General features: G+C 44.4%; 16 protein-coding genes. 1 reads left to right on the forward strand and 15 read right to left on the reverse strand.

Annotation, left to right across the window (positions count from 1 at the left end):
- Positions 1–31: 31 nt before the first annotated feature.
- From pflB to thrS, 12 genes are all read right to left on the reverse strand, one after another.
- Positions 32–2,308 (reverse strand): formate C-acetyltransferase, encoded by a 2,277-nt coding sequence (gene pflB / locus H9Q76_RS09390; RefSeq protein ID WP_021985869.1) that lies wholly within the window; start codon positions 2,306–2,308, stop codon positions 32–34.
- 133 nt (positions 2,309–2,441) lie between these two features.
- Positions 2,442–2,705 carry a TIGR04076 family protein gene (locus H9Q76_RS09395; RefSeq protein WP_118544778.1) on the reverse strand — a complete coding sequence of 88 codons (264 nt, stop codon included), beginning with the start codon at positions 2,703–2,705 and terminating at the stop codon, positions 2,442–2,444.
- Positions 2,705–3,529 carry a pyridoxamine kinase gene (locus tag H9Q76_RS09400; protein ID WP_117781438.1) on the reverse strand — a complete coding sequence of 275 codons (825 nt, stop codon included), beginning with the start codon at positions 3,527–3,529 and terminating at the stop codon, positions 2,705–2,707. Before H9Q76_RS09400 ends, H9Q76_RS09395 begins: the two co-directional genes overlap by 1 nt.
- Before the next feature lie 82 nt (positions 3,530–3,611).
- Entirely contained in the window at positions 3,612–3,962 is a 351-nt protein-coding gene (locus H9Q76_RS09405; protein ID WP_147353759.1) for a LytTR family DNA-binding domain-containing protein, read from the reverse strand.
- Positions 3,963–3,989: 27 nt separating this feature from the next.
- Positions 3,990–4,460 carry a hypothetical protein gene (locus H9Q76_RS09410; RefSeq protein ID WP_238298506.1) on the reverse strand — a complete coding sequence of 157 codons (471 nt, stop codon included), beginning with the start codon at positions 4,458–4,460 and terminating at the stop codon, positions 3,990–3,992.
- A 273-nt stretch (positions 4,461–4,733) separates the two neighbouring features.
- Entirely contained in the window at positions 4,734–8,768 is a 4,035-nt protein-coding gene (locus tag H9Q76_RS09415; RefSeq protein WP_249321002.1) for a carbohydrate binding domain-containing protein, read from the reverse strand.
- A 152-nt stretch (positions 8,769–8,920) separates the two neighbouring features.
- Entirely contained in the window at positions 8,921–9,676 is a 756-nt protein-coding gene (locus H9Q76_RS09420; protein ID WP_021985875.1) for a helix-turn-helix domain-containing protein, read from the reverse strand.
- A gap of 169 nt (positions 9,677–9,845) precedes the next feature.
- Positions 9,846–10,577, reverse strand: coding sequence for a response regulator transcription factor (locus tag H9Q76_RS09425; protein ID WP_117781442.1), 732 nt, complete (start codon positions 10,575–10,577; stop codon positions 9,846–9,848).
- A complete protein-coding gene (locus H9Q76_RS09430; RefSeq protein WP_249321003.1) occupies positions 10,574–11,878 on the reverse strand; it encodes a sensor histidine kinase in 1,305 nt (434 codons plus the stop codon). The genes H9Q76_RS09425 and H9Q76_RS09430 overlap by 4 nt, the downstream gene beginning before the upstream one ends.
- Before the next feature lie 383 nt (positions 11,879–12,261).
- Positions 12,262–12,384 (reverse strand): hypothetical protein, encoded by a 123-nt coding sequence (locus H9Q76_RS13790; RefSeq protein WP_021985878.1) that lies wholly within the window; start codon positions 12,382–12,384, stop codon positions 12,262–12,264.
- A gap of 30 nt (positions 12,385–12,414) precedes the next feature.
- Positions 12,415–13,848, reverse strand: coding sequence for a phospholipase D family protein (locus H9Q76_RS09435; RefSeq protein ID WP_249321004.1), 1,434 nt, complete (start codon positions 13,846–13,848; stop codon positions 12,415–12,417).
- A gap of 3 nt (positions 13,849–13,851) precedes the next feature.
- Complete coding sequence (gene thrS / locus H9Q76_RS09440) at positions 13,852–15,615, reverse strand: threonine--tRNA ligase (protein ID WP_118670528.1); 1,764 nt, start codon at positions 15,613–15,615, stop codon at positions 13,852–13,854.
- 603 nt (positions 15,616–16,218) lie between these two features.
- Between thrS and hcp the strand changes: the two genes are divergently transcribed.
- Positions 16,219–17,781 carry a hydroxylamine reductase gene (gene hcp / locus H9Q76_RS09445; protein ID WP_334298709.1) on the forward strand — a complete coding sequence of 521 codons (1,563 nt, stop codon included), beginning with the start codon at positions 16,219–16,221 and terminating at the stop codon, positions 17,779–17,781.
- A gap of 9 nt (positions 17,782–17,790) precedes the next feature.
- On the opposite strand, the gene H9Q76_RS09450 is transcribed toward hcp, so the two are convergent.
- From H9Q76_RS09450 to H9Q76_RS09460, 3 genes are all read right to left on the reverse strand, one after another.
- Positions 17,791–20,268 carry an ABC transporter permease gene (locus tag H9Q76_RS09450; protein ID WP_249321005.1) on the reverse strand — a complete coding sequence of 826 codons (2,478 nt, stop codon included), beginning with the start codon at positions 20,266–20,268 and terminating at the stop codon, positions 17,791–17,793.
- The gene (locus H9Q76_RS09455; RefSeq protein WP_249321006.1) at positions 20,268–20,987 is read right to left on the reverse strand and encodes an ABC transporter ATP-binding protein; all 720 of its coding nucleotides are present in this window, start codon (positions 20,985–20,987) and stop codon (positions 20,268–20,270) included. The genes H9Q76_RS09450 and H9Q76_RS09455 overlap by 1 nt, the downstream gene beginning before the upstream one ends.
- Before the next feature lie 123 nt (positions 20,988–21,110).
- Complete coding sequence (locus tag H9Q76_RS09460; protein ID WP_249321007.1) at positions 21,111–22,898, reverse strand: sensor histidine kinase; 1,788 nt, start codon at positions 22,896–22,898, stop codon at positions 21,111–21,113.
- Between the last annotated feature and the right edge of the window lie 71 nt (positions 22,899–22,969).

Genomic DNA, 22,969 nt, shown 5'->3' on the forward strand with positions numbered 1-22,969 from the left:
TCTATCAAAAACATTTTTGACAAACTTCTAATTAAAGTGAGTCATGGAATGTTCTGTTGATAACATCGAGCTGCTGCTCACGTGTAAGAGAGATAAACTTAACAGCGTATCCAGATACACGGATTGTGAAGTTAGCGTACTCTGGCTTATCTGGGTTCTCCATAGCATCCAAGAGCTTATCCTTACCGAATACGTTTACGTTCAAGTGGTGAGCGCCCTGATCGAAGTAACCATCCATAGCGCTTACAAGCTTCTCAGCTCTCTCAGCCTCATCATGACCAAGTGCAGATGGGTTCATTGTCTGAGTATTTGAGATACCATCCAAAGACCACTCATAAGGAATCTTAGCAACTGAGTTCAGAGATGCAAGAAGTCCTGATGTCTCAGCACCGTAGCTTGGGTTAGCACCTGGAGCAAATGGTGTCCAAGCACGTCTACCATCTGGAAGGTTACCTGTGAACTTACCATATACTACGTTAGATGTGATTGTAAGGATAGATGTTGTAGGCTCTGAATTACGGTATGTGTGTCTCTTCTTGATGTCTGTAAGGAACTCATGAAGCAGCCATACACCGATATTATCTGCTCTGTCATCATCATTACCATACTTAGGGAACTCGCCTTCGATCTCGAAGTCTTCTGCAAGTCCTGTCTCTGCGTTACGGATAACCTTAACCTTAGCATACTTGATAGCTGAAAGGGAATCGATAACGTGTGAGAATCCGGCAATACCTGTAGCAAATGTACGACGTACATCTGTATCGATCAATGCCATCTCTGCTGATTCATAGTAGTACTTGTCATGCATGTACTGAATCAGGTTCAGGATATTTACATAAAGTCCTGCTAACCAGTCAAGCATCTGCTTGTACTTAGCAAGTACTTCATCATAGTCAAGGTACTCAGAAGTAATAGGAGCGTAGTCAGGACCTACCTGCATTGGCTTACCTGTCTTCTTATCAAGGAACTTCTCATCCTTACCACCGTTGATAGCGTACAGGAGACACTTAGCAAGGTTTGCACGAGCTCCGAAGAACTGCATTTCCTTACCTGTCTGTGTAGCAGATACACAACAGCAGATTGAGTAATCATCGCCCCAGATTGGCTTCATTACATCATCGTTCTCGTACTGGATTGAGCTTGTTCTTACAGAAATCTTAGCAGCATATGTCTTGAAGTTGTTAGGCAATGCTGAAGAGTAAAGTACTGTAAGGTTTGGCTCTGGAGCAGGTCCCATATCCTCAAGAGTATGAAGGAATCTGTAGTCGTTCTTTGTAACCATTGAACGTCCGTCCATACCAATACCACCGACTTCAAGTGTAGCCCATACAGGGTCACCTGAGAACAGCTCGTTGTATGACTTAATTCTTGCGAACTTAACCATACGAAGCTTCATTGTGAAGTGATCGATAAGCTCCTGAGCCTGAGCCTCTGTAAGCTTACCAGCCTTAATATCTCTCTCGATATAGATATCAAGGAATGTAGATACACGTCCTACGGACATAGCAGCACCATTCTGTGTCTTGATAGCTGCAAGGTATCCGAAGTATAACCACTGAACAGCTTCCTTCGCATTTGAAGCTGGCTTAGAAATATCATAGCCGTATGACTGAGCCATAACCTTCATCTCCTGAAGACGTCTGATCTGCTCTGTCAACTCTTCTCTCTGACGGATAACGTCATCGTACATATTACCATCGCCGCAGTTAGCCTTATCTTCCTGCTTCCAAGCGATCAGCTGATCAATACCGTAAAGAGCGATTCTTCTGTAATCACCAACGATACGACCACGACCATAAGTATCTGGCAAACCTGTTACGATATGTGTATGACGAGCTGCCATCATCTCTGGTGTATAAGCATCAAATACTGCCTGATTGTGTGTCTTGTGATAATCTGTAAAGATCTTGTGGAAGTTCTCGTTTGGCTTGTATCCGTACATCTCGAGTGCTTCCTCAGCCATCTTGATACCACCATAAGGCATAAATGCTCTCTTAAGTGGCTCGTCTGTCTGAAGACCTACGATCTGCTCAAGATCCTTTGTCTCTGGATCAATGTAACCAGGACCATATGCTGTAATGCTGGATACAACATCTGCGTCCTCCTTCAATACACCACCGTTGTCTCTCTCTGCCTTCTGAAGAGCCTGAAGCTTATCCCAGAGCTTGTTCGTAGCATCTGTTGGTCCTGCAAGGAAGCTCTCGTCTCCATCATAAGGTGTGTAGTTGTTCTGGATGAAGTCTCTTACGTTGCACTCTTCCTTCCAGAGTCTACCTGTGAATGATTCCCATTCCTGGTTCTGTAACATAATAGTTTCTCCTTTCAAATTATTTATATTATGTTTTATATTAGATGTAATATAAACTCTGACTGTATTATACAAAATGTTTCAAATAAAATCAATAATCCCTATCATTTTTATTGTTTTTCTTTTCGTACATTCAGCCGTCTATCCGCTCAATTTTAAAGACATTCAGCGTATCGACATCCGGGCATGCGAAAACAGCGGTGCCCTTCTCCTGTCCCGGTATCTCGCCGCCATAGCGCAGGATATCCACATATGGAAATGCGACATGCATCGCCATCGGGCAGAGCTTTCCACGCTCCGTATCAAAATCATAAGAATCACCGATCTTATGTCCTCTGTGACAGCCCTTTTCGCCCTTCTGGTCGATCAGTGTAATCCGGATCTTCGGTCTTGCCATCAGTCAAGCACCTCCATACAGGTTTCCAGCGGAATTCCCTTATATTTATCCACGTTATCTGCATTTTGGCCGATCATGCTCTTCACGGCATCCATCGCCTCTGCGGTTGCCGTCTGCAGATCCTTGCCACTCATAAGCTTTCCGATAAATACGGCGGAGAAAATATCTCCCGTTCCCGGGAAATGTACTGGAATTTCTTCGAAATCAACCTTAAAATATTCTTCCTTCTTGTGGTCATATCCGACAACCGATCTGCAATCTGTGCCCGCGATCTTCGCACTTGTGATCACAATCGATTTCGCACCGAATGCACGAAGCTTGTCGATCATCGTATGATACTCTTCCTCTGTCACGCCATCTTCCTTATATGGAAGCTCGGTCAGATATGCCGCCTCAGTATAGTTCGGTACGATATAGTCCGCAGCCGAAATCAGCTCACGCATCAAATCAATCGTCTCCTCTGTGATTCCGTTATAGAGCTTTCCCTCATCTCCCATAATCGGATCTGTGAAGATCGTCACACCTTTTTCCGCCCGTGCCTTACAGAACTCGGTCACAAGCTCGGTCTGCTCCTTCGACACGATAAATCCGGTTGAGATTGCATCGAATTCAAATCCAAGCTGTTCCCAGACAGCGATTGCATTTTTCATGTAATCAGTTGTATCCAGGATGTCGAACTTGCCATAATCAAGTGTGTTCGATACGATTGCTGTCGGCAGGTTAAATACCTCGTATTTCATATGGGAAAGCACTGGAATCATCGCAGATAACGCAACCTTTCCATAGCCAGCCATATCGTTGATCAAAAGTAATTTCTTGCTCATTTTGTGTCTCCTTTTTCTAACCTTTATGCCAATTCGCATTTCATCATAGCATATTTTTTGTCAGAAAAAAACACAAAAAAAATCAACTGATTTTCTTCCATTTCATGGATGAAAGCAATGGTTTGTAGTACATGCGGCTCGCAATAACGGCCTCACCATTGTCCATCATAATCTTCCCGCGGCTGCCTGAAATCGAAGCAATACTTGAGATTCTGTCTGTATTTACAAGCATGGATTTGGATGCCCGGGTAAAATCATACGAATTCACCTTCTCTTCAATCTGGTAAAGGCGATTCTTTATCTCATAAATTTCCTGTTCCGTATAGGCAAACACTTTCTCTCCTACCGCCTCAAAATACAGGATTTCATCCGTTGAAATCCGATATAATTCTCTATGTTCTCCATATCCTGTGATTTTGTTTGCATCGCCCATTTCTTTCACCCGTCTTTATCCTTTCTTCTATCCGTGGAAATCTCCCGTCTTCCAATTCACTGCCACATATGGCACGATCTTCCCGTCGATTTTCACATAGACCTGATAGACATCATTTCCGATATATTCGTAATGATCCGGCACCACACCATACTCCTCATACAGCGTCTTCTCGAACTCTTCCTTCCACGAATCATCGGATGGCTCGCCTTCCTGTGACTGGGATTCCGTCGTCTTAGCTTCTGTCGCAGCGGGTTCCGTCTTCCCTGTATTCGAACCTTCTGACTGTAATGTGCTGTCCGGGGTATTGCTCTCCGTAACAGATTCGGTCGTAGTTTCATTTTCGGTGGTTGTCGTAACTTCCGTTGCTGCTTCCGTTGTAGTCACCGTCTCGCTGCTCACCTGGATGATATCGGTCGTATTATTATCACTCACATTGCTGCATCCCGCCAAAGCCACTACCATTGCCGTACATAAAATCCATGCTTTCTTTCTCATAGTTCTTTCCTTCTTTCGGTTGTATTATAACGATTGATATAAAAAGAAAATAGGCTTTTTTTCTATCTAAATGTGTCAATTCTTCAGATATTTTCCGATTTTCTTTTTATAACCTGCATCATACATCCGGCATGCATCATTTCTGCATCAATACTGTTACAATTTTATTTCTTTTCATAACCAGGTTCCATCCAGAAACGTGCGCCGCAAGACGCACTAAAAAATGACGTTATCCAAAGTAATGGATAACGCCATTTTGACTATCGATAGTTTCTATTTTGAGAGAAATGTTTTTGTTGTATTTGTAACAGCTCCCTTGTAATTATCCGAAGGTGCCTGTTCACCTTTTTTCACAAGCACAACCTGAATTCCTTCGATTCTTTTATGCTGACCAGTTGTGCCAGACATCTCTCCATTTTTGGCCCACTTCATCCAGCCGTATGTCTGTGAATGCACACGATAATAAATATCATAATGCTCTGCCATCTCACCATAAAGCTCAATCTGAATTGCCTCTAATCTCTTTGCATTTCCCGTTGTCCCGCAAAACTCACCATCTTTCTTCCATGTTGCAGATTTATTTGGATCGGCCTGCCATCCGATTGTCTGCACATGTGCATTGTAACAGATACCGCCTGTATAATCCTTGTTTTTAAGTTCAAGTTTCAAAGACTCTAATCGCTTTGCTTTACCTGTTGTTCCGGAAATATCTCCGTCATTCTTCCAGTTCTGCCATCCATATGTCTGAAGATGTGAACGATACTGAACATGTGCCCGATCTGAGCCTTCAACTGTTGCAGCTGTTGCAGCTGCACTTGCCATATAAGCTTTCTTTTCTGATGCTGTTACACCTTCGAACTTGTCTGGTACGCTTTCACCCTTCTTGACAACTACTACCTGGATTGCTTCAAGTCTCTTCGCGAGTCCTGCTGTACCGGCAGCCTCACCATTTTTTGCCCAATTCATCCAGCCATAGCCCTGTGCATGAACGCGGTAATATACATCGTATTTATCCCTGTCTGCACCTGTCAACTGAATCTTGATTGCCTCAAGTCTCTTCGCTTCACATGTTGTTCCGCTGATTTCACCATTTGATGACCAGTTTAACCAACCATATCCTTGGCAGTGTGTTGTATACTGAATGCCAAGATCTTCATTTCCCTCTACAGAAATTTTAATCGCTTCTAATCTCTTTGCCTTTCCTGTTGTTCCTGCCACTGCTCCATTCTTCGCTGCACTTTTATTCCATCCATAACTCTGTATATGTGTAGAATAAGATACTGTTACAGGCTTCACAATTGGGTTTTGTGGTGTCGGATTCTCTGGTGTCGGATTCTCTGGTGTCGGATTCTCCGGTGTCGGATTCTCTGGTGTCGGATTCTCCGGTGTCGGATTCTCCGGTGTCGGATTCTCTACCTCAACCAAAGAAATATTGTCAATTACAATTCTGTGCTGATCAGTAATCTGACCACCTACATTTCCCAAACAGATGCTGAGGAATGCCTGTGCGTCTGTCTCTTCTGTCATTATAAATTCTTCAGTAAACTTCTGATATTCACTTGTAAGTGTTACAATTCCATCATTTGCATCTTGATCATCGCTGTGCTCAGAGTATACCGGCCATCCAAGAGCCTCTCCCCCCTGCATTACAACTCTGATTTTTCTATCAATGGATGACTTAGCCTCATATGATAATTTATACTTCTTTCCTTTTTCCAGCAATACATTGTTCTGTTTAATCTGTATTCTCCAGTCATCCGCACCTGTATTATCTACAGTCACATCCAATGCATTATTTTCTTTTAAACTGTCAACAACAACAGTTGCTTTTGCTGCGCTGTCTACATATACTTCATATCCTGAAAGACTATCATTGAATGATCCGTTCTTAATCTTTGCATCTTCTACCATTTTTACATTATCGAGAGAGATTGCACCTTCGATTTTCAATGAAACTGTCTTGTCTGTAAACTTTGCTGTTGCAGGAATCTTTACAACATAATCTTTCTTTTCATTTCCTGCTTCAACATTTACTTTATATGTGTTTCCGCCAACAGTTGCAACGACAGTTGCTCCATTTTGCGCATACGCATCAAAGCTCAATGCATATGCTGTTCCTTCCTTAAATGCAAGATCTGACTGACTGATTGTTACACTTTTTCCTTCTGTGACCAATCTTCTTCCATCTGAAAGACCTGTTACCTTAATATCTGCACCTTCTGGTGTTATATCCCAATATCCAAGATGGTTTTTACCTTCCTGGAAAGATCCATTATAGATACAGCTTCCATTTGCAAGAATTGTCTTTTCTTCCTTTGCATTCGGATCTGGCTCCGCAGTCTTCCTAACAACTACGTTCTTAAGAACGATATCGCCTGAACCTGCATTACCCATATTAAACTCTAAACGTCCATTCACATCGGAATCTGCCTTCATTACGAACTGTGTGCTGAAGTGCTTCATCTCCGTTGTAAGCTCTGGAACCAGGGTTTTCATATATGACTGGTATCCACGGTCTGGAGCCTTAACATCTACATTCATCTTACGATTCTCAGATGCTTGTGCATCAAAACTTACTTCATAAGTTGCACCCTTTTCAAAAGGAACATTTGCCTGTACTAACTGTACACTGTAATCAACAGTACCTGCTTTTTCTGTCTTGATAACCATAGAGTTATCTTTGATTTCTGCTGTTGCAGCACCATCCAAAGCAGTTATGAATTTCCAATTTGTATCATCTGTCAAATCCTCTGCCTCTGCAAATGTGCTGTTCTTAATATAGTTTCCGCTTTCGTCTGGCTCGTTTGTAGGCTCAAACTTAACTTCTGGACGTGTTACATTCTCATCATAAGAATCTTTCTGATAGACTCTTACATAATCAACAACAAACGGATTGTTATCAAAATTTGTTTTCTCGTTTGGATTTCCTACCCATGAACCACCAACTGCGAGGTTCAAAATAATGTAAAAAGGTTGATCGAAAGGTGCTGGATATGTAAGTGTTCCCTGTCCTTCTGTTGTTGAATGCCAGTTGCTTTCCTCATGATACTTTATTCCATCTACATACCATGTAATCTTGCCTGGTTCCCAATCACATGTAAATGTGTGGAATCCATCGGAGAACGACTCCTTACCATCTTTGATTGTATAGGTTCCCTGACTTTCTGCATGTGGATTTCCGTAATGTATGGTTCCGTACAACTTATTTGTATCCTGCCCCATAACTTCCATACAATCAATCTCACCGCATCTTGGCCACTGACCATATACATTCTCATCGTTAGCCATTAACCAGAATGCCGGAAGGTATCCCTGTCCATTTGGAACCTTTGCCCTTACTTCAAACCTACCATAGGTAAATGTCTTTAAGTTCTGTGTAGAGATACGACCAGATGTATAAGATTTCTTGACCTTTGTTCCAGCAGTTGCATTGTCACCAAATGCATTTGCCGGAAGCATGTTTGCAGTTGTTTCCACCAAACTAATATCGGAAATTGTTACTACAGATTCATCTGGAATCGATGTATCTCCAGTCTTACGCCCTAAAGAGAAATATAAAGTTGCTGTATCATATCCCTCTTCTGCATATACATCGATAGATACTGATTCTTCTTTTCCCGCTTGCAATGATTGTGTTTTTGCTCCATATGAGATATAATTATTTGTTTGATCACCCTGCACACCCGTTTCAATTGTACGAGCAACATCCGATTTTACTTTGTAGCTTAATGTGTAATGCTTTTTTGCTGCCAACTTAACAGTTTGTTTAAGTTGTACATGCCATAAGTCATTACCAGGATTGGTAATCGTATAAGTAATAGCCCCATCAGCAACAGAGCTCTGCGCAGATGCGTCAAAACCATTACTTCCCCAGTTTGCAATTGTTTCAGTCCAATCGTCCATACCGGAACTGAAATCAGCGTTTGACAACAAATTCTGTCCATCAGTTGTAGATGTTGTCTCAACTTTTTCAACAGGAATGATATTCAGATAACCATCTTGTACCTTGATGTTTTCATCAGAATCTACATACTCCTGAAGCTCCCCGTTTACCCAGCCTTTCTCATGCTTTTCGACATTCCAAACCTTACGATCCAATTGATCGCCGTTAAAATCATCCTCAAATACCAGTTTGTACCCTTCATTGTCTTTGTCTGCTTCATCACTCAGACTTTCGTTTTCTTCTACAAGATCACTTTGTTCTGCCTGTACCTGAGTCGGTTCTTCCGCTGATGCCCGAATTGGAGTCATCGTAAGAGCTACACTCATTGCCAGTGCAAGAGGAATTGCTTTTCTCAGCTTTCTCATAAAAAAATCTCCCTTCATTTTTTGATATGTTAATCATACTCAAAAGCAAAGGAAGATTATGTTTAAATAATGTCATAAGTGTTATATTCATGACATCTTATTGATTTTGTCTGTTATTCATTTATTCTTTCTGAATTATTTGTACATTTTTACTAATTCTGTTTTAATTCCCACTCCGTGCGGAAACACCTCCTACGATAGCGGTTCGGCGTCTCTCCAACCCGTTTTTGAAATGTCTGAATAAAATGGCTCTCATTTGAAAAACCAAGATAATAGGTTATTTCTCCAATTGAATATTCCGAAAAACGAAGCAGATTCTTTGCCTTGTCAATTTTCAGGTTCAAAATATACTGACTGAACGAGATTCCCATTTCTTTTTTAAACAATCTTGAAAGATAGCTTTCAGATAATCTGAGATATTCAGCCACTTCACGAATTGTAATCCGGTAATGAGTATGACTGTAAATATAATCCAGACATAAAACCACCTGCTTGGAAAGTACCTGACTGTTTTTTATTTCATGCATATGTTTACAAAAATCCAGACACATCACATCATGCAGCTTCGATATCTGTTCGATTGTCTTGCATTTATCCATCTCCAAAATATAGAAATCACTTAAATTATATGCTTTTTCCTGTTCCAGCCCTTCGTGCACACAAAAACGTGTAATAAGCGCTACGGTTACAACATAATGATATCGGATATTGCGAAGCGCATCCGTAGACAACACGCCCATGCCCTCCGGGTTTGTAAATGCCTGTTCGTTACAATTTTCCTGAACTAATTCTATTTCGCCATTTGCAATTGCTGAATAGAAATCCAGTTCACATTCGATTCCACGATGTACCTCCAGCATCTCATGACTGACAAATTCACTCCGATGCCATTTTTTTGTTAAATCCATATATCAGACTCCCTATCGATATGCATTTCCTATCTTTATATCAATTGTCTTTTATCTGCACCCATTTGTCAATCTTATTTTATCGTGAACTGGTAAGTTATAAGAAAGTGCACCTTTCATCCACGCCTTATAACTTATCGGTCCCATACTGAATCTTATACTGAAGCTCCTACAAAAAATCTCTACGATACTGCGACGGTGTACTGCCCTCCGTCTTCTTGAATACCTTGGTAAACACCCGGTAATCGGCATAGCCGCACCGCTCAGAAATCTCCGCAATGGATAACTGTGTCGAGACGAGCAGCTTCTTCGCACGCTCCATACGGATTGTCGTCAGATAAGCAAGGAAATTCACACCGATCTCATTCTTGAAGAGCTGGCTGATATACTGTGCGCTCAGATGAAATGTTTCCGCGAGAACATTCAAGCTGATCTCTTCTGCCAGATGCTCCTGCATATACCGTACAATTCCAACAATCGTTGACGCTTCACTGCCGGGTGTCACATTCTTCGTCTGTTTCTCGAATATCGATATCTTCAAATGATCGATCGTGTTCCCGAATTCTTCATAGTCGACCGGTTTCAGGATGTAGTCCGTGATCTGCAGCCGCAATGCTTCCCTGCAATAAGAAAAATCATCGTATCCCGATACAACGATGAATGCCATATCCGGGTATTTCAGGCGGCTGGTCTGGATGACCTTCAGGCCGTTCATAATCGGGATGTTGATATCCATGATCACGATATCCGGTACCATGCTGTCGATTACCCCAAGCGCCTCGACGCCATCCGCTGCCTCGCCCACGACTTCACAGTCATGTGCGCCCCAGTCAAATAATTTCTTGAATCCCTCACGTATCATAATCTCGTCGTCGACTAATACGACGCGTAATTTCCTCATGATGCTTCCTCCTTATTTATCGGCAATAGCAACCGCGCTGTCACACCTCCCGCGCTGTTTTCCTCATAGGATAGTCCATATTTTCTGCCGCACAGATATTTGATCCGCTTCTGCACATTCAGGATCCCGATACTGTTTCCATCCAGCTTCGCCTCCTGCTTGTTGTAGTGCAGTAACATCTTGTCAATCTGCGCTTTCATACCCTCTTCAAATCCGCTGCCACTGTCTTTGATGCAGATCTCCATATCTGCGCCTGCGCGTTTTACGAATATCTCGATTTCGCCCCGGTATCCGCGGTTCTTCATTCCATGCAGCAGACTGTTCTCCACCAGCGGCTGTAAGATAAAGTTCGGTACCTGCACTGCCCCTAAGTCCGGATCGATATCATAATCGCAGAAGAGCTCCGGATACCGGTAGCACATCAGCTCCATATATGCTTCCACAAGTTCGAGCTCATCATCAAGCGTGACCATCGAACGGTCGACCTTGACGCTCAGCCGGAAGAAATCCACAAGCCGCATCAGAAGCTTTGCAACCTTCTTATCCCCGTCCAACTCCGCCTGAATTCGAATCGTATCAAGCGTATTATACAAGAAATGCGGATTCACCTGACTTTTCAGATAGAGCATCGACATCTTCTGTTCCGTAAGCTCCGCACGCAGCGCATCCGGATTCTCCAAGGTCAGATAGAATGCGAGCGTCATAAGCGTGATTCCCATTCCACTGATCAGCCATGTATGGTGCAATCCCTGCAGGAAGCAGATTGTGAACTCAAATATAAGTGCCATTCCGATGGCGAATTTCTTCTTATTGTCCATCCGCTTCCAGTTTGCAAGCAGCAGCCATGAACAAAGTATAAGATACACCGCCACACTGACATAGCTTACATATGCATAAAGTCCCGCCGAATAATTTCCATCCGGTGTCTCGGTGTAAGTAATCGGGAGTATCATCGCCCCGACTTCTGAAATCACAAGAAATATCCGTGCCGGCAGATCCAGTGTCCGCTTCTTCCCGGTCTCTTCTTCCACCAGTATCGCAATATACTGATAGAAAAAGAACAGAACTAACGCCATCGTACCGACAAACAGCCGGTGTAAAACATCGTTCAGCACAAGCGGTACCTGAGCAAGATGGTTTACCGTATAGATCGTCGCCGCATCGAACATCAGATGCACGATCACCACGATCAAAAGTGCCGAAAATGTCTTATGTAACGCGGTCTGTCTCCGCCTCGCCGAGAAATAGATTCCTGCCACAAACGCCAGAATCAATATCAGCGCAATCTCCATTCGAATCATAGATTTTTCTCCTTCGCGTTTTTGCTCATTTACAGGAAAGTCACCGGACACCGCCCGGTGACTTCACACGTGTAAACATGTTTCCTGTATCGCACAATTAACTACTATTATTTTTACATATTATTATAGCGGATAATAGGGGATTTTTATAGGGGAATGTGTCGATTTTATAGGTGAGTTTTTACTTCCCAATGCAAGGTTATATCCTTGTTCCGCACCTGCACCAAATAGTATAACTTTATCTATATTTGTTTTCCTTCCTCACTTTACAATCTCTATAAGACACAAAAAAACTCCCTGAAGTTGTTCAAAACCTCAGAGAGTTTTTGCTACTCAACATAGAAAACTATTTCATTCTTTCCCTGTGCAGCTTTTTTCTTATCTCAAATTATTCGTTTCCCTTGTTGTATCTCCTTCAACATTTTATTTGCTTCTGCATCTAATTCAGTAACGGACATTTTCCGATACTGTTCTGGAATTACAAATTCATCATTTTCCATTATCATAATCCATTACCTCCTACAGAATAAAAATCCCTAAAACAAAAACCGCAGCCATCCAAGCAGATACCGTACAACAAATACTCTACGGCGGCGTTTCGGTGTGAGTGCGATTGGCTCCACATGATATGGATTCGCATACTGTCCGTCAGCAAGCACCTGTCGTGCGCCCTGTTCATATTTCATCATGGCTGATTCCAACTGAGTGTTGATCTCCTTGCTTCGGATCACAAGCATCAGTTCTGTGTCTAAGTAGACACTGCGCATATCCATATTGAACGAACCAATGATGGATATATCATCGTCGATCAAGATACTCTTTCCATGATATGAATATCCGCCTTCATACTCCCAGATCGTGACGCCGGTACTGCTGATTTTGTCCCGGTTTTTCTGGTAATCTGCGGAACCAAATGGATTACCGTTATTCGCGACAGAGTTTGTCATAACCGTAAATTCCGGTACATTTTCAGCTACATCTGACCAAGTGTCATACATCATATCATTGCAGATGATGTACGGTGTGTGTATCTTTACACGCTTCTTCGCCTGCTTCATCAGGACACCCATCTCATACCATGCTGTCGGCTCCTTCGCCCCGGTATGGATTGGATTCGAGATCAACATGATCTTGTCAGTTGCAACCGTATCTTTCTCAAAGTCCGTGTCAGTGATTGTATCTTTCTGTGCTTCGTAATAAGTGGCAAATGCCGTCTGCACATCTTTCTTTGCCTGTTTGACAGATTTCCGGTCGGCAAGCTTCTCTTTGTCATGGAAATATTTACAATCCTTCTGACTCCAGATCGTCTCAAAATAAGCAAGCAACTGGTTCACGGAACTATCCGCCTGCGGATTCTCGCAGACAACCAGCACATCACGGTCGTAATTCTTATGTCCCGGGAACTCACCAAGAAAATAATTGTATGTATTTCGTCCGCCAAGGATGTATGTTTTCCCATCTGCGATCAGATATTTGTCATGCATGCGCCCCATCATCTCCCAAGGTTTTAACGGGGTCGCGCGGTTATACACCTTAATCTCGATATTCGGATGCGACGACATTGCATAGAAATATGCATTTCCTTCCATCGCCGTCCAGCTCTCGAATCCATCCACCAGGATACGGATGTGCACATTCCGCTCCGCTGCCCGAAGCAAAGCGCCCATCATGATCTGTCCGCTGTCATCATCGTGAAATGCGAACGTAGATAAGATGATTTCTTCCTTCGCCTGTTCAATCAGGCGGACACGCTGCAATAACGCATCCCCATTTTCTTCAATGATACATGCGCGTTCTTCAACTGTTGCATCTGTATAGATATCTTCGGGATGCAGGCTCTGCTTCGTCTCTTCCGAGAGCTCCGGCTGCTTCTTGTATGCAGCAAATATTCCAATCATTTCATATAGCAGAATGATCACGATTGCGCCAACGACGCAACCGATCACTCTGAGCACTCGATGTTTCCTCATTGATTATCTGTTTTTCGCCTTTGTCTTGATCTCTTCCTCAATCTTCGCAACAAATTCATCCAGACCAACAACAGTTGTATCTGCCTGACCATGCAATCTGTAAGATACGGTGTTATTTTCAACCTCGTTGAAGCCAAGAACCAGAAGATATGGAACCTTCTCCACCTGACCTTCACGCATACGGTAGCCAAGCTTCTCTGCTCTGTCGTCTAATTCTACACGGACATTCTTCGCATCCAGCGCATCCACAACCTTGTGTGCGTATGCCATCAGTTCTTCGTTGTCTGTCTTAACCGGCATAACCTTTACCTGAACCGGTGCTAACCATGTTGGAAGGTTACCCTTTGTCTCCTCCAGAATGTATGCCATGAAACGATCCAGAGAACCGAGGATTGCTCTGTGCAATACAACCGGTGTCTTCTTCTCACCATCTTTGTCAATATAAGTAAGCTGGAACTTCGCAGGCAGACAGAAGTCAAGCTGACAGGTAGAAAGTGTATATTCATTTCCGACAGCCGGCTTTACATTTACATCAAGCTTCGGTCCGTAGAATGCTGCCTCGCCGATTTCCTCTGTATACTCGATACCAAGGTCGTTCAATACCTTACGGAGTGCATCCTCGGCTGTGTTCCACATCTCATCATCATCGTGGTATTTTACCTTGTTCTCCGGGTCACGCAGTGACAGCACACAACGGTAATCTGTGATACCAAAATCCTTGTATGTGCTGAAGATCAGGTCTACAACCTTTGAGAACTCATCCTCGATCTGCTCCGGTGTCACGAACAAATGCGCATCGTTCTGACAGAAATGTCTGCCTCGCTCGATACCCTTCAAAGTACCACTTGCCTCGAAACGGAAGTCGTGCGCGATCTCACCAATACGGATTGGGAGGTCTTTATAAGAATGCATACGGTTTGCATAAATCATCATATGATGTGGGCAGTTCATTGGACGAAGAACGAAAGACTCACCCTCTACGTCCATGGCCGGGAACATGTTTTCCTTGTAGTGATCCCAGTGACCGGATGTCTTGTACAGATTCACCGTACCAACACATGGTGTCATAACGTGCAGGTAGCCAAGCTTACGCTCCTTATCCTTGATGTAGTTCTCCAGCTCCTGCCAGATCGTATACCCCTTCGGAAGGAACATCGGAAGTCCACGTCCAACGAGATCGTCTACCATGAACAGCTGCATATCCTTACCGATCTTTCTATGGTCTCTCTCCTTTGCCTCTTCGAGAAGCTTCAGATGTGCCTCCAGCTCTTCTGCTGTCGGGAAGCAGACACCGTAAATTCTCTGCAATACCTTGTTGTTGCTGTCGCCCTTCCAGTAAGCGCCTGAGTGACGGAGCAGCTTAAAGTTACGGCAAAGCTTTACATTATCTACGTGAGGACCGCGGCAGAGGTCTGTAAAATCGCCCTGCTCATAGCAGGAAATCGTTCCATCTTCCAGATTAGAGATCAGATCCAGCTTGTACTCATCATCCTTGAACATCTCCAGAGCTTCTTCCTTGGAAATCTCCTTACGGATGATCTTCTTGCCGGACTTTGCAACCTTCTTCATTTCCTTCTCGATCGCTGCGATATCCTCGTCACGGATTACGTCATCGCCAAGGTCTACATCATAGTAGAAGCCTTCTGCAACAACCGGTCCTACCCAGAACTTTGCCTGTGGGTACAGGTGCTTGATTGCCTGTGCCATCAGATGGGCACAGGAGTGGTTCAATGTTTTTAACTGCTCGTCTTCTTTGAAGTTTACCATTTCTTATTCTCCTTTTTCCATTATTGCGAAACAACCCTACTGTATGGGAGCCACATATGAATTGTATTCTACGCAGACACGCTCTCGCTCGGTTCAGCACGCAGTGGTACTAAATTCACGACAAACAAGTTTGCCGTTCATTAAGTACCAGCGTGCTTCAACGGTCTGCTTAAGAACTACAATTCATATGTGTCTCAATCTACTTTACGAAGTTGTTTCGCAAAATACCAAAAAGCACCCTTGAGATACAATGCCTTAACCTTGTATCTAAGGGTGCTTTCACACGGTTCCACCTTAGTGTTTCACTTCATTTGGCTTTAACGCATGCCTTACGGTGACGCTTCAGCAACCGGTCATCCGGTCATCTTCTACGCACAGCTCGGGAATGGTTTTCATACATTTCTTCCATAAACGGCTTCCAGCTTATGTCGTTCTCTCTGGATGGTGCCCATGCACTACTCTTTCCGTCAACGCTTTTTCCTATATACATGGGTATTATACCACAGGATTTTTGTTTGACAACCCGATTTTTGAATAAATTTAGATTCTCCGGTTCATACTTTCGTAAGAATCTATTTTCAAAGGAGTACAATCATGTCAGAAATGTTTTGTTTTCAATGTCAGCAGACCGCAGGCAACAAAGCCTGTGTGACAACCGGTGTCTGCGGCAAACAGCCAGAAACCTCTAATCTGCAAGACGAGCTCGTATGCGAGCTGATCCAGCTGGCTGAGGCTGCTACGAAGGAGCAGAATTTCACGTCCGAATCCTGCCGTCTGATCATCGACGGACTTTTCACAACCTTGACCAATGTGAATTTTGATAACGATGCGATCCGGGATTTTATCCATCGTGTCATTGCGGAGCGGGAACGCATCGGTTCCACACCTGTTCCGGTTATCTCTCTGTGGGATGGTGCAAACGATATCGTATCGCTTCGCTCCACCCTGCTCTTCGGACTGAAGGGTATGTCCGCCTACGCGCATCACGCCCGCAACTTAAGCTATGAGAACGAGGACGTCAACCGATGGTTTTACAAGGGCTTATGCGAGGTCAATCGGGAACACACTGTGGAAGAATGGATTGCCCTGATCATGGAATTTGGGCAGGTTAATTTCAAATGTATGGAATTGCTTGACACAGCAAATACAAAATCCTTCGGCACTCCGGAACCGCGACGCGTACACACCGACATCCGGAAGGGACCATTTATCGTCGTGTCCGGTCATGACCTAAAAGATATGGCAGAACTGCTCGCACAGACAGAAGGAACCGGTATCAATGTCTACACACACTGCGAGATGCTTCCGGCACATGGCTATCCGGAGCTTGCGAAATATAAGCATCTTGCTGGGAATTTCGGAACCAGCTGGCAGAGTCAACAGACGGAATTCGAGAATATCCCTGCCCCTGTGCTTTTCACAACAAACTGTCTGATGCCGCCGCGTCCAAGCTACGCTGACCGCATTTACACGACATCCGTTGTCGGTTATGCCGGAATGAAGCACATCACCGGAGATAAAGACGGACACAAGGATTTCAGCGAATTGATTGCACACGCCAAACGCTTAGGCGGTTATGAGCACGACCACAGCATGAGCGGTATTAACGGCGGTCATATTGTAACGACCGGTTTTGCACATGGTGCAGTTTTATCCCACGCAGACAAAATCATAGCCGCCATCAAGAGCGGTGCGATCAAACACATCTTTCTTGTCGGCGGCTGTGACGGTGCCCATCCGGGACGAAATTATTATACGGAATTTGTAAAGCAGACACCAATGGATTCCCTCGTCCTGACACTCGCCTGCGGTAAATACCGTTTTAACGATATCGACCTTGGGGAGATCGACGGGATTCCACGTATCTTAGACATGGGGCAATGCAACGATTCTTACAGTGCCATCAAGGTTGCCCTCGCACTTGCAGATGCATTTTCGTGCAGCATCAACGAGCTTCCGCTTACCCTCGTCTTATCGTGGTACGAACAGAAGGCTGTCTGCATCCTGCTCACCCTGCTTTCCCTCGGTGTCAAAAAGATATACCTTGGCCCGACGCTCCCGGCATTCATGTCCGAGACCGTTGTCAAGTTCTTAGTTGATACCTACCAGCTCCAGCCACTTACGGCGCCGGAGCAGGATATGGATACGATTTTCGGCAGAGGTTAGATTGCCGGATTACTCTACCCCTTTTAATACTTCGATCATGTCAAGCTTCTTGATCCGCTTTGCGAACAGGAAGCTGACAAGAACGGAGATGATCAACACAAAGATACCGGATAAAATATAATCCATCGCCGGAACCTTCAGCATATAGTCGTAGTTTTCCCCGTTGCTGTTTATCATCGCATTTAATGTCAGATTTCCGAGCGGTGCGCCCAGCACGATTCCGATGAGTGACAGCCAGAAATTCTGTCCAGAAAGCATGCCTCGGATCTTCGCAGACTGCATACCAAGTACCTTCAGAGTTGCAAATTCCTTGATACGCTCATTAAATGACAACGAACCGGAATTGTACAGTACCGTTACAACCATCACGGCAGAAAACAGGATCATGGCGAAGATCATAATACTCATAACCTCCATGCCCTTCTCATATGCTTCCTTCATCTCGGTCTGGCTGTTCACACCGCTGACATAAGAAAGTGTCTTCTTACTCTCAGCATCCTTGTTGTCTGTCATAAGCAGTGTCGGTGTATAGGCTGCTCCGGTCTTCTCGAAATCTTCCTTCAAAAACGCGATTCCCTGTGTATCAGAGTTTCGATAGATCGCCCCAACTTTTGCTTCATACCATGTATTTTTGCTGTACAGATGCCAGTAAATCGTGTCGCCGACATGAATCTTCATTATCTCAGAAAGCTTGCGGCTGACACTGACAGTCCCCGGCTTGATCGATGTGATATGATTGTCAAGGTCGAGAATATTGTACAGTCCTTTCCCCTCGATCACGGTGATCGTCTGTTTCTTCTTCTCATCCGTCGTTGGATTCTGCACCTTGGATACTTCGATCTGGTCGATCATCACCAGTTCTCCACCAAGCTCCTCCTGCATCGCATTTACCTCGGAGAGCGATGCGTCGGCAGAAAGCTTCACCTGATATTCAGATATGGTTGATTTGCCAAACATCATATCTTCCATCTGCGGCACAAGCTCATTACAGCCTACACCATATAACATCAGAAGCATACCAACTGCAGTTCCGATGATCGACATGAAGGCACGCAGCTTTGAACGTGAGACATCGCGCAGATTGTACTGTGCCTGGAACGAAAGCTTGTTCCAGAACGGCAGCTTCTCGAACAGGCACCGTTTGCCCTGCTTCGGTGGTGCCGGGCGAAGTGCTTCTGCCGGACGGATCTTCAGAAGCTTCTTGCAGCTTAAGAAATCTGCCAGCACACATGCGGCTACGATTGCCACTCCGACAACCAGATAGATCGGGTGGAAGATCGAATGCAGCCCCGGTACAATATAATATTCCGCAAACAGGCTGATCAGCCACGGACATGACCAGAATACACCCAGAAGGATTCCGGCGATCACACCAAACAGGGAAATAAATAAGCTGAAGCTTAAATAATGGAACAGAATCTTTCCTTTCTTCATACCAAGGGCGTTCATCGTTCCGATCTCCGTCCGCTGCTTGTCAACCATACGCTTCATGGATGTTGCAATAACAAGAATTGCAATACCAACGAAGATAATCATAAAGGAATACGAAAATGTCTGGTGTTGGTCAAGCTCACTGTCAAGTCTTGCCAGTCCCGGTACTGATTTGCGGTCAATCATCGCTGAATATCTGTGATCGATTGCATCGGCGATCTCGTCCTCGTGTGCAAGTGCCTTTCCGTCGTTCGTCTTAATGACCATCTGTGTGTACGGCATCATCTTCGTAAGCTTCTCATCACTCATCTTCTCGACCATCGTCAAAAGCATATCCTGTGACAGATCATCCACACTCATACCGTATTCATCCAGCTTATCGAGCACTGCCTGATAGGTATCTGCGTGTTTCTTAATATCTGCCGCCGTAATCTTCTCCTGTTTGATCAGATGTGTTACATACCCCCGAACCGGAAATGCATCGTACGACATATATGCCATCGTGATGTTCTCCAGATAGGTATCTGCATCACCGTCCGCCTGCCGGAACTCATATTCCACAGACTCGACCAGACCACGGATCGTCTTCGTAAATGTCACCCCATTATATTCGATTGTAAATGCATCGCCGACATGCAGATCACGTTTCTTCGCAAATGCATTTGCTATCCATACACCGTCTGTATCATCCGGGTTAAAATCCTCACCCTCGATCAGATACGGTGTATTCACTTCATTTTCTTTCATTAAGAACAGATCGACCTGTGCGCCATCCTGCTTCGGTGCACTCGCTGTCACCTGCATCCGCAGCTGTGCCTGCTCCACAAAATCCAGATTTCTTACTGCTTTCAGATCGTCACTTGTAAAGCCTTCTCCGTACATCCAGATATCGGAGAGGTTACATGCATCGTGGTATTTACCTCGCGCTACATTCTGGGATACGACATGTCCCTCCATCGTGATGAACAACATCATGGCAATGGCAGCGAGCAAAAACACAGAAAAGAATGGTCCAAAGTTCGCTTTGAACTCACGCAGCATCTTTCGAAATAGCATTACCACTCCACCTCCTCAACTGCAAGCGGGTGTTCGTTTGTAATCACTTCACGGATCTTTCCGTTTTTCATGCGGATGACCTTATCTGCACACTGTGCGATATCCGCATTGTGCGTAACTAAGATGACAGTATTCTTTCCATCGCGGCTCTGCTTCTGCAAGAGCGATAACACGATCACACCCGTCTCAGAATCAAGTGCACCGGTCGGCTCATCGCCAAGGATGATACGTGGCTTCTTGGAAAGTGCACGCGCAATCGATACACGCTGCTGTTCGCCGCCGGATAACTGAGATGGAAATTTATCCTTATGATTGGCAAGTCCAACCGCTGCAAGCATCTCGTCCGGATCCACAGCATCTTTCACAATGCTCTTTGTGAGCGCAACATTCTCCCGTACCGTCAGGCTTGGGATCAGATTATAAAACTGAAAGATAAATCCAATCTTGCGTGCACGGAAATCTGACAATTGCTTATCGTTCATCGCCGATACTTCCTCACCATCGATCAGAACCTTACCCGATGTCGGCAGATCCATGCCGCCAAGCATATTCAATACGGTTGACTTCCCGGCTCCGGACTGACCGAGGATGACAACAAACTCGCCTTCCTCAATCGTAAAACTCACATGGTTGTTGGCATACTGCAATGCCTCTCCTTCTCCATAAGTTTTTACGACATCCTGAAATTCAACAATGGTCTTTTTCCCTGTACCACTCATAAATTTATCCTCTATTTCTCTTTTATATAATGCAAAAAACCGGCAATAGTTAGTTTTTACTAACTATTGCCGATTATAGCACGTTCCCTTACATATGAAAAGCTATTCATATGATACTATTTATCATATTTTAATTTCTACTTGAAACATACCTTCTTCCACCTTCAAATGAAGCTTACCGCCATGCAGCTTCACGATCTCATGCACAATGGAAAGTCCCAGCCCATGTCCGCCTGTCCGTTTCCGGTTTTCCTCCTTGACATAAGGGTTCAAAAGCTTTCTTGCCGCCTCTGTCGTAAGCGTTCCCGTGTAAGTATTCCGGATCTGGTATATGCCATTTCCAATGTTGATCTCAATCTGTCCGTCTTCTTCTCCGTGCAGGATCGCATTTTGCAACAGATTATCGATCATCTGCCGGAGCATCGCCTCATTTCCGCGCATCTGCCCCTCGCCTGTCACGGAAATATGCTGTCCCTGTGCCTCCGCAAGCTCCTTATATTTTCCGATCAATGCATCCGTCTGTGCACGCATATCAACCTCTATCTTCCTGCCAACCCTGCCTGTCTGGCTAAGCTTTGAGAATCCAAGCGACTGCTCGATCATACGGTTCATGTCCGCGATATTCTTAAGCATCTCCTCCGCATAATATTCCCGCTTCTCCGTATGTACATTTTCTTTCAGATTTTCAGCCATACCGGATAATATCATCAGCGGACTCTTCAGATCATGCGCCATTGCATTCGTGAGATTCCGCTGATAATCTTCAAGCTCATACCTTGCCTTAAGCCGCACGTAGGTAAACCGCGACCATAGGAAACTGATAAGCAGGATTGCAAGGGACAAGCAGATTACAAGCTTCTGTACAAAGCCACGATTTGCCTGAAAGAAATCATAGTTATACGCGAACACAACCGTATATTCCGGATTTCCATTACTTTGATCACCGATTTCTATCACATTATATCGTGCATATGTCTTGGCGAAGTATCCCCGTTCCGCTGTCACACCGGCACCTTTTAACTGTTTGTCATCCTTGTAATCATCATACACATCATATGCAAACTGCAGAAGTTCTGTGATTTCCGCCGACCGCATTCCAAGAACCGGGTACCAGCGTGTTCCTTCTCTCGTCCAGTTGTCATAGGTTTCCTGTACCGTTTCCATGCCCTCTACATGCTCCGGTGTAAAATCATAGGTTTTTACCACTTTCCCTTGCTCTAAACAAGAAACGGTACTGAAATAAAACTGTCGTTTCTCTTCATCTACATAAAAATCTCCGAATTCCATTCGTTCTCCATTTTCAATGTTGCCATAGAGAAAATAGTCGTTATAATCCTGAAGAAATTCATCCGACAGCTCCTGTGCACATGTATAATAAGACTGATATAGATTCACTGTATGATCGTTCTCGTCTCCTACCGGTTCATACCGGTCACAGTACAGATAAAACCGTGGACTGCTGTCGGTTAGAAGCTCTCCATTTTCATTATAGATCGCCGCTGCCGCTGCAGATACGCCATACGCGCCCATCAATCTGCTCGGAATCATACGGTACATATACGCGCCCATCTGATCATCGAACTCTTTTCCGGACTTCATTCCCATCGCAGTCAGTTCTTCATACCGCCTTTGGACGTAAGTCTGAATAATTTCCTGACTTTGATCCATCTCAAATTCCGCATTGTCCTCCGTATCCTGCATCACAGATCGAAAATACCATGCACCACCCATTCCAAGAATCAGAAACACAAGGACAAACCGCTCCAGCCACACCTGCCAGAACTTCTTCCGTTTCAGATACCAGTAATTCTTCCGGCTTTGCCGCGCATCTCTTCGCTGCCCACGCTTTTGCCTGCGGATTGCACGCCTTTTTCTATTTGCTTCAAAATCCGGTAAGATTGTAAACTTCATATGCATCCCTCCACCTTCTTATCTGCGCTTGTTTTGCCCGAACACACGTCAGATAAAATACTAACTATAAT

Origin of the sequence: Wujia chipingensis, from assembly GCF_014337155.1 — a bacterium.
Classification (GTDB): domain Bacteria; phylum Bacillota; class Clostridia; order Lachnospirales; family Lachnospiraceae; genus Coprococcus_C; species Coprococcus_C hominis.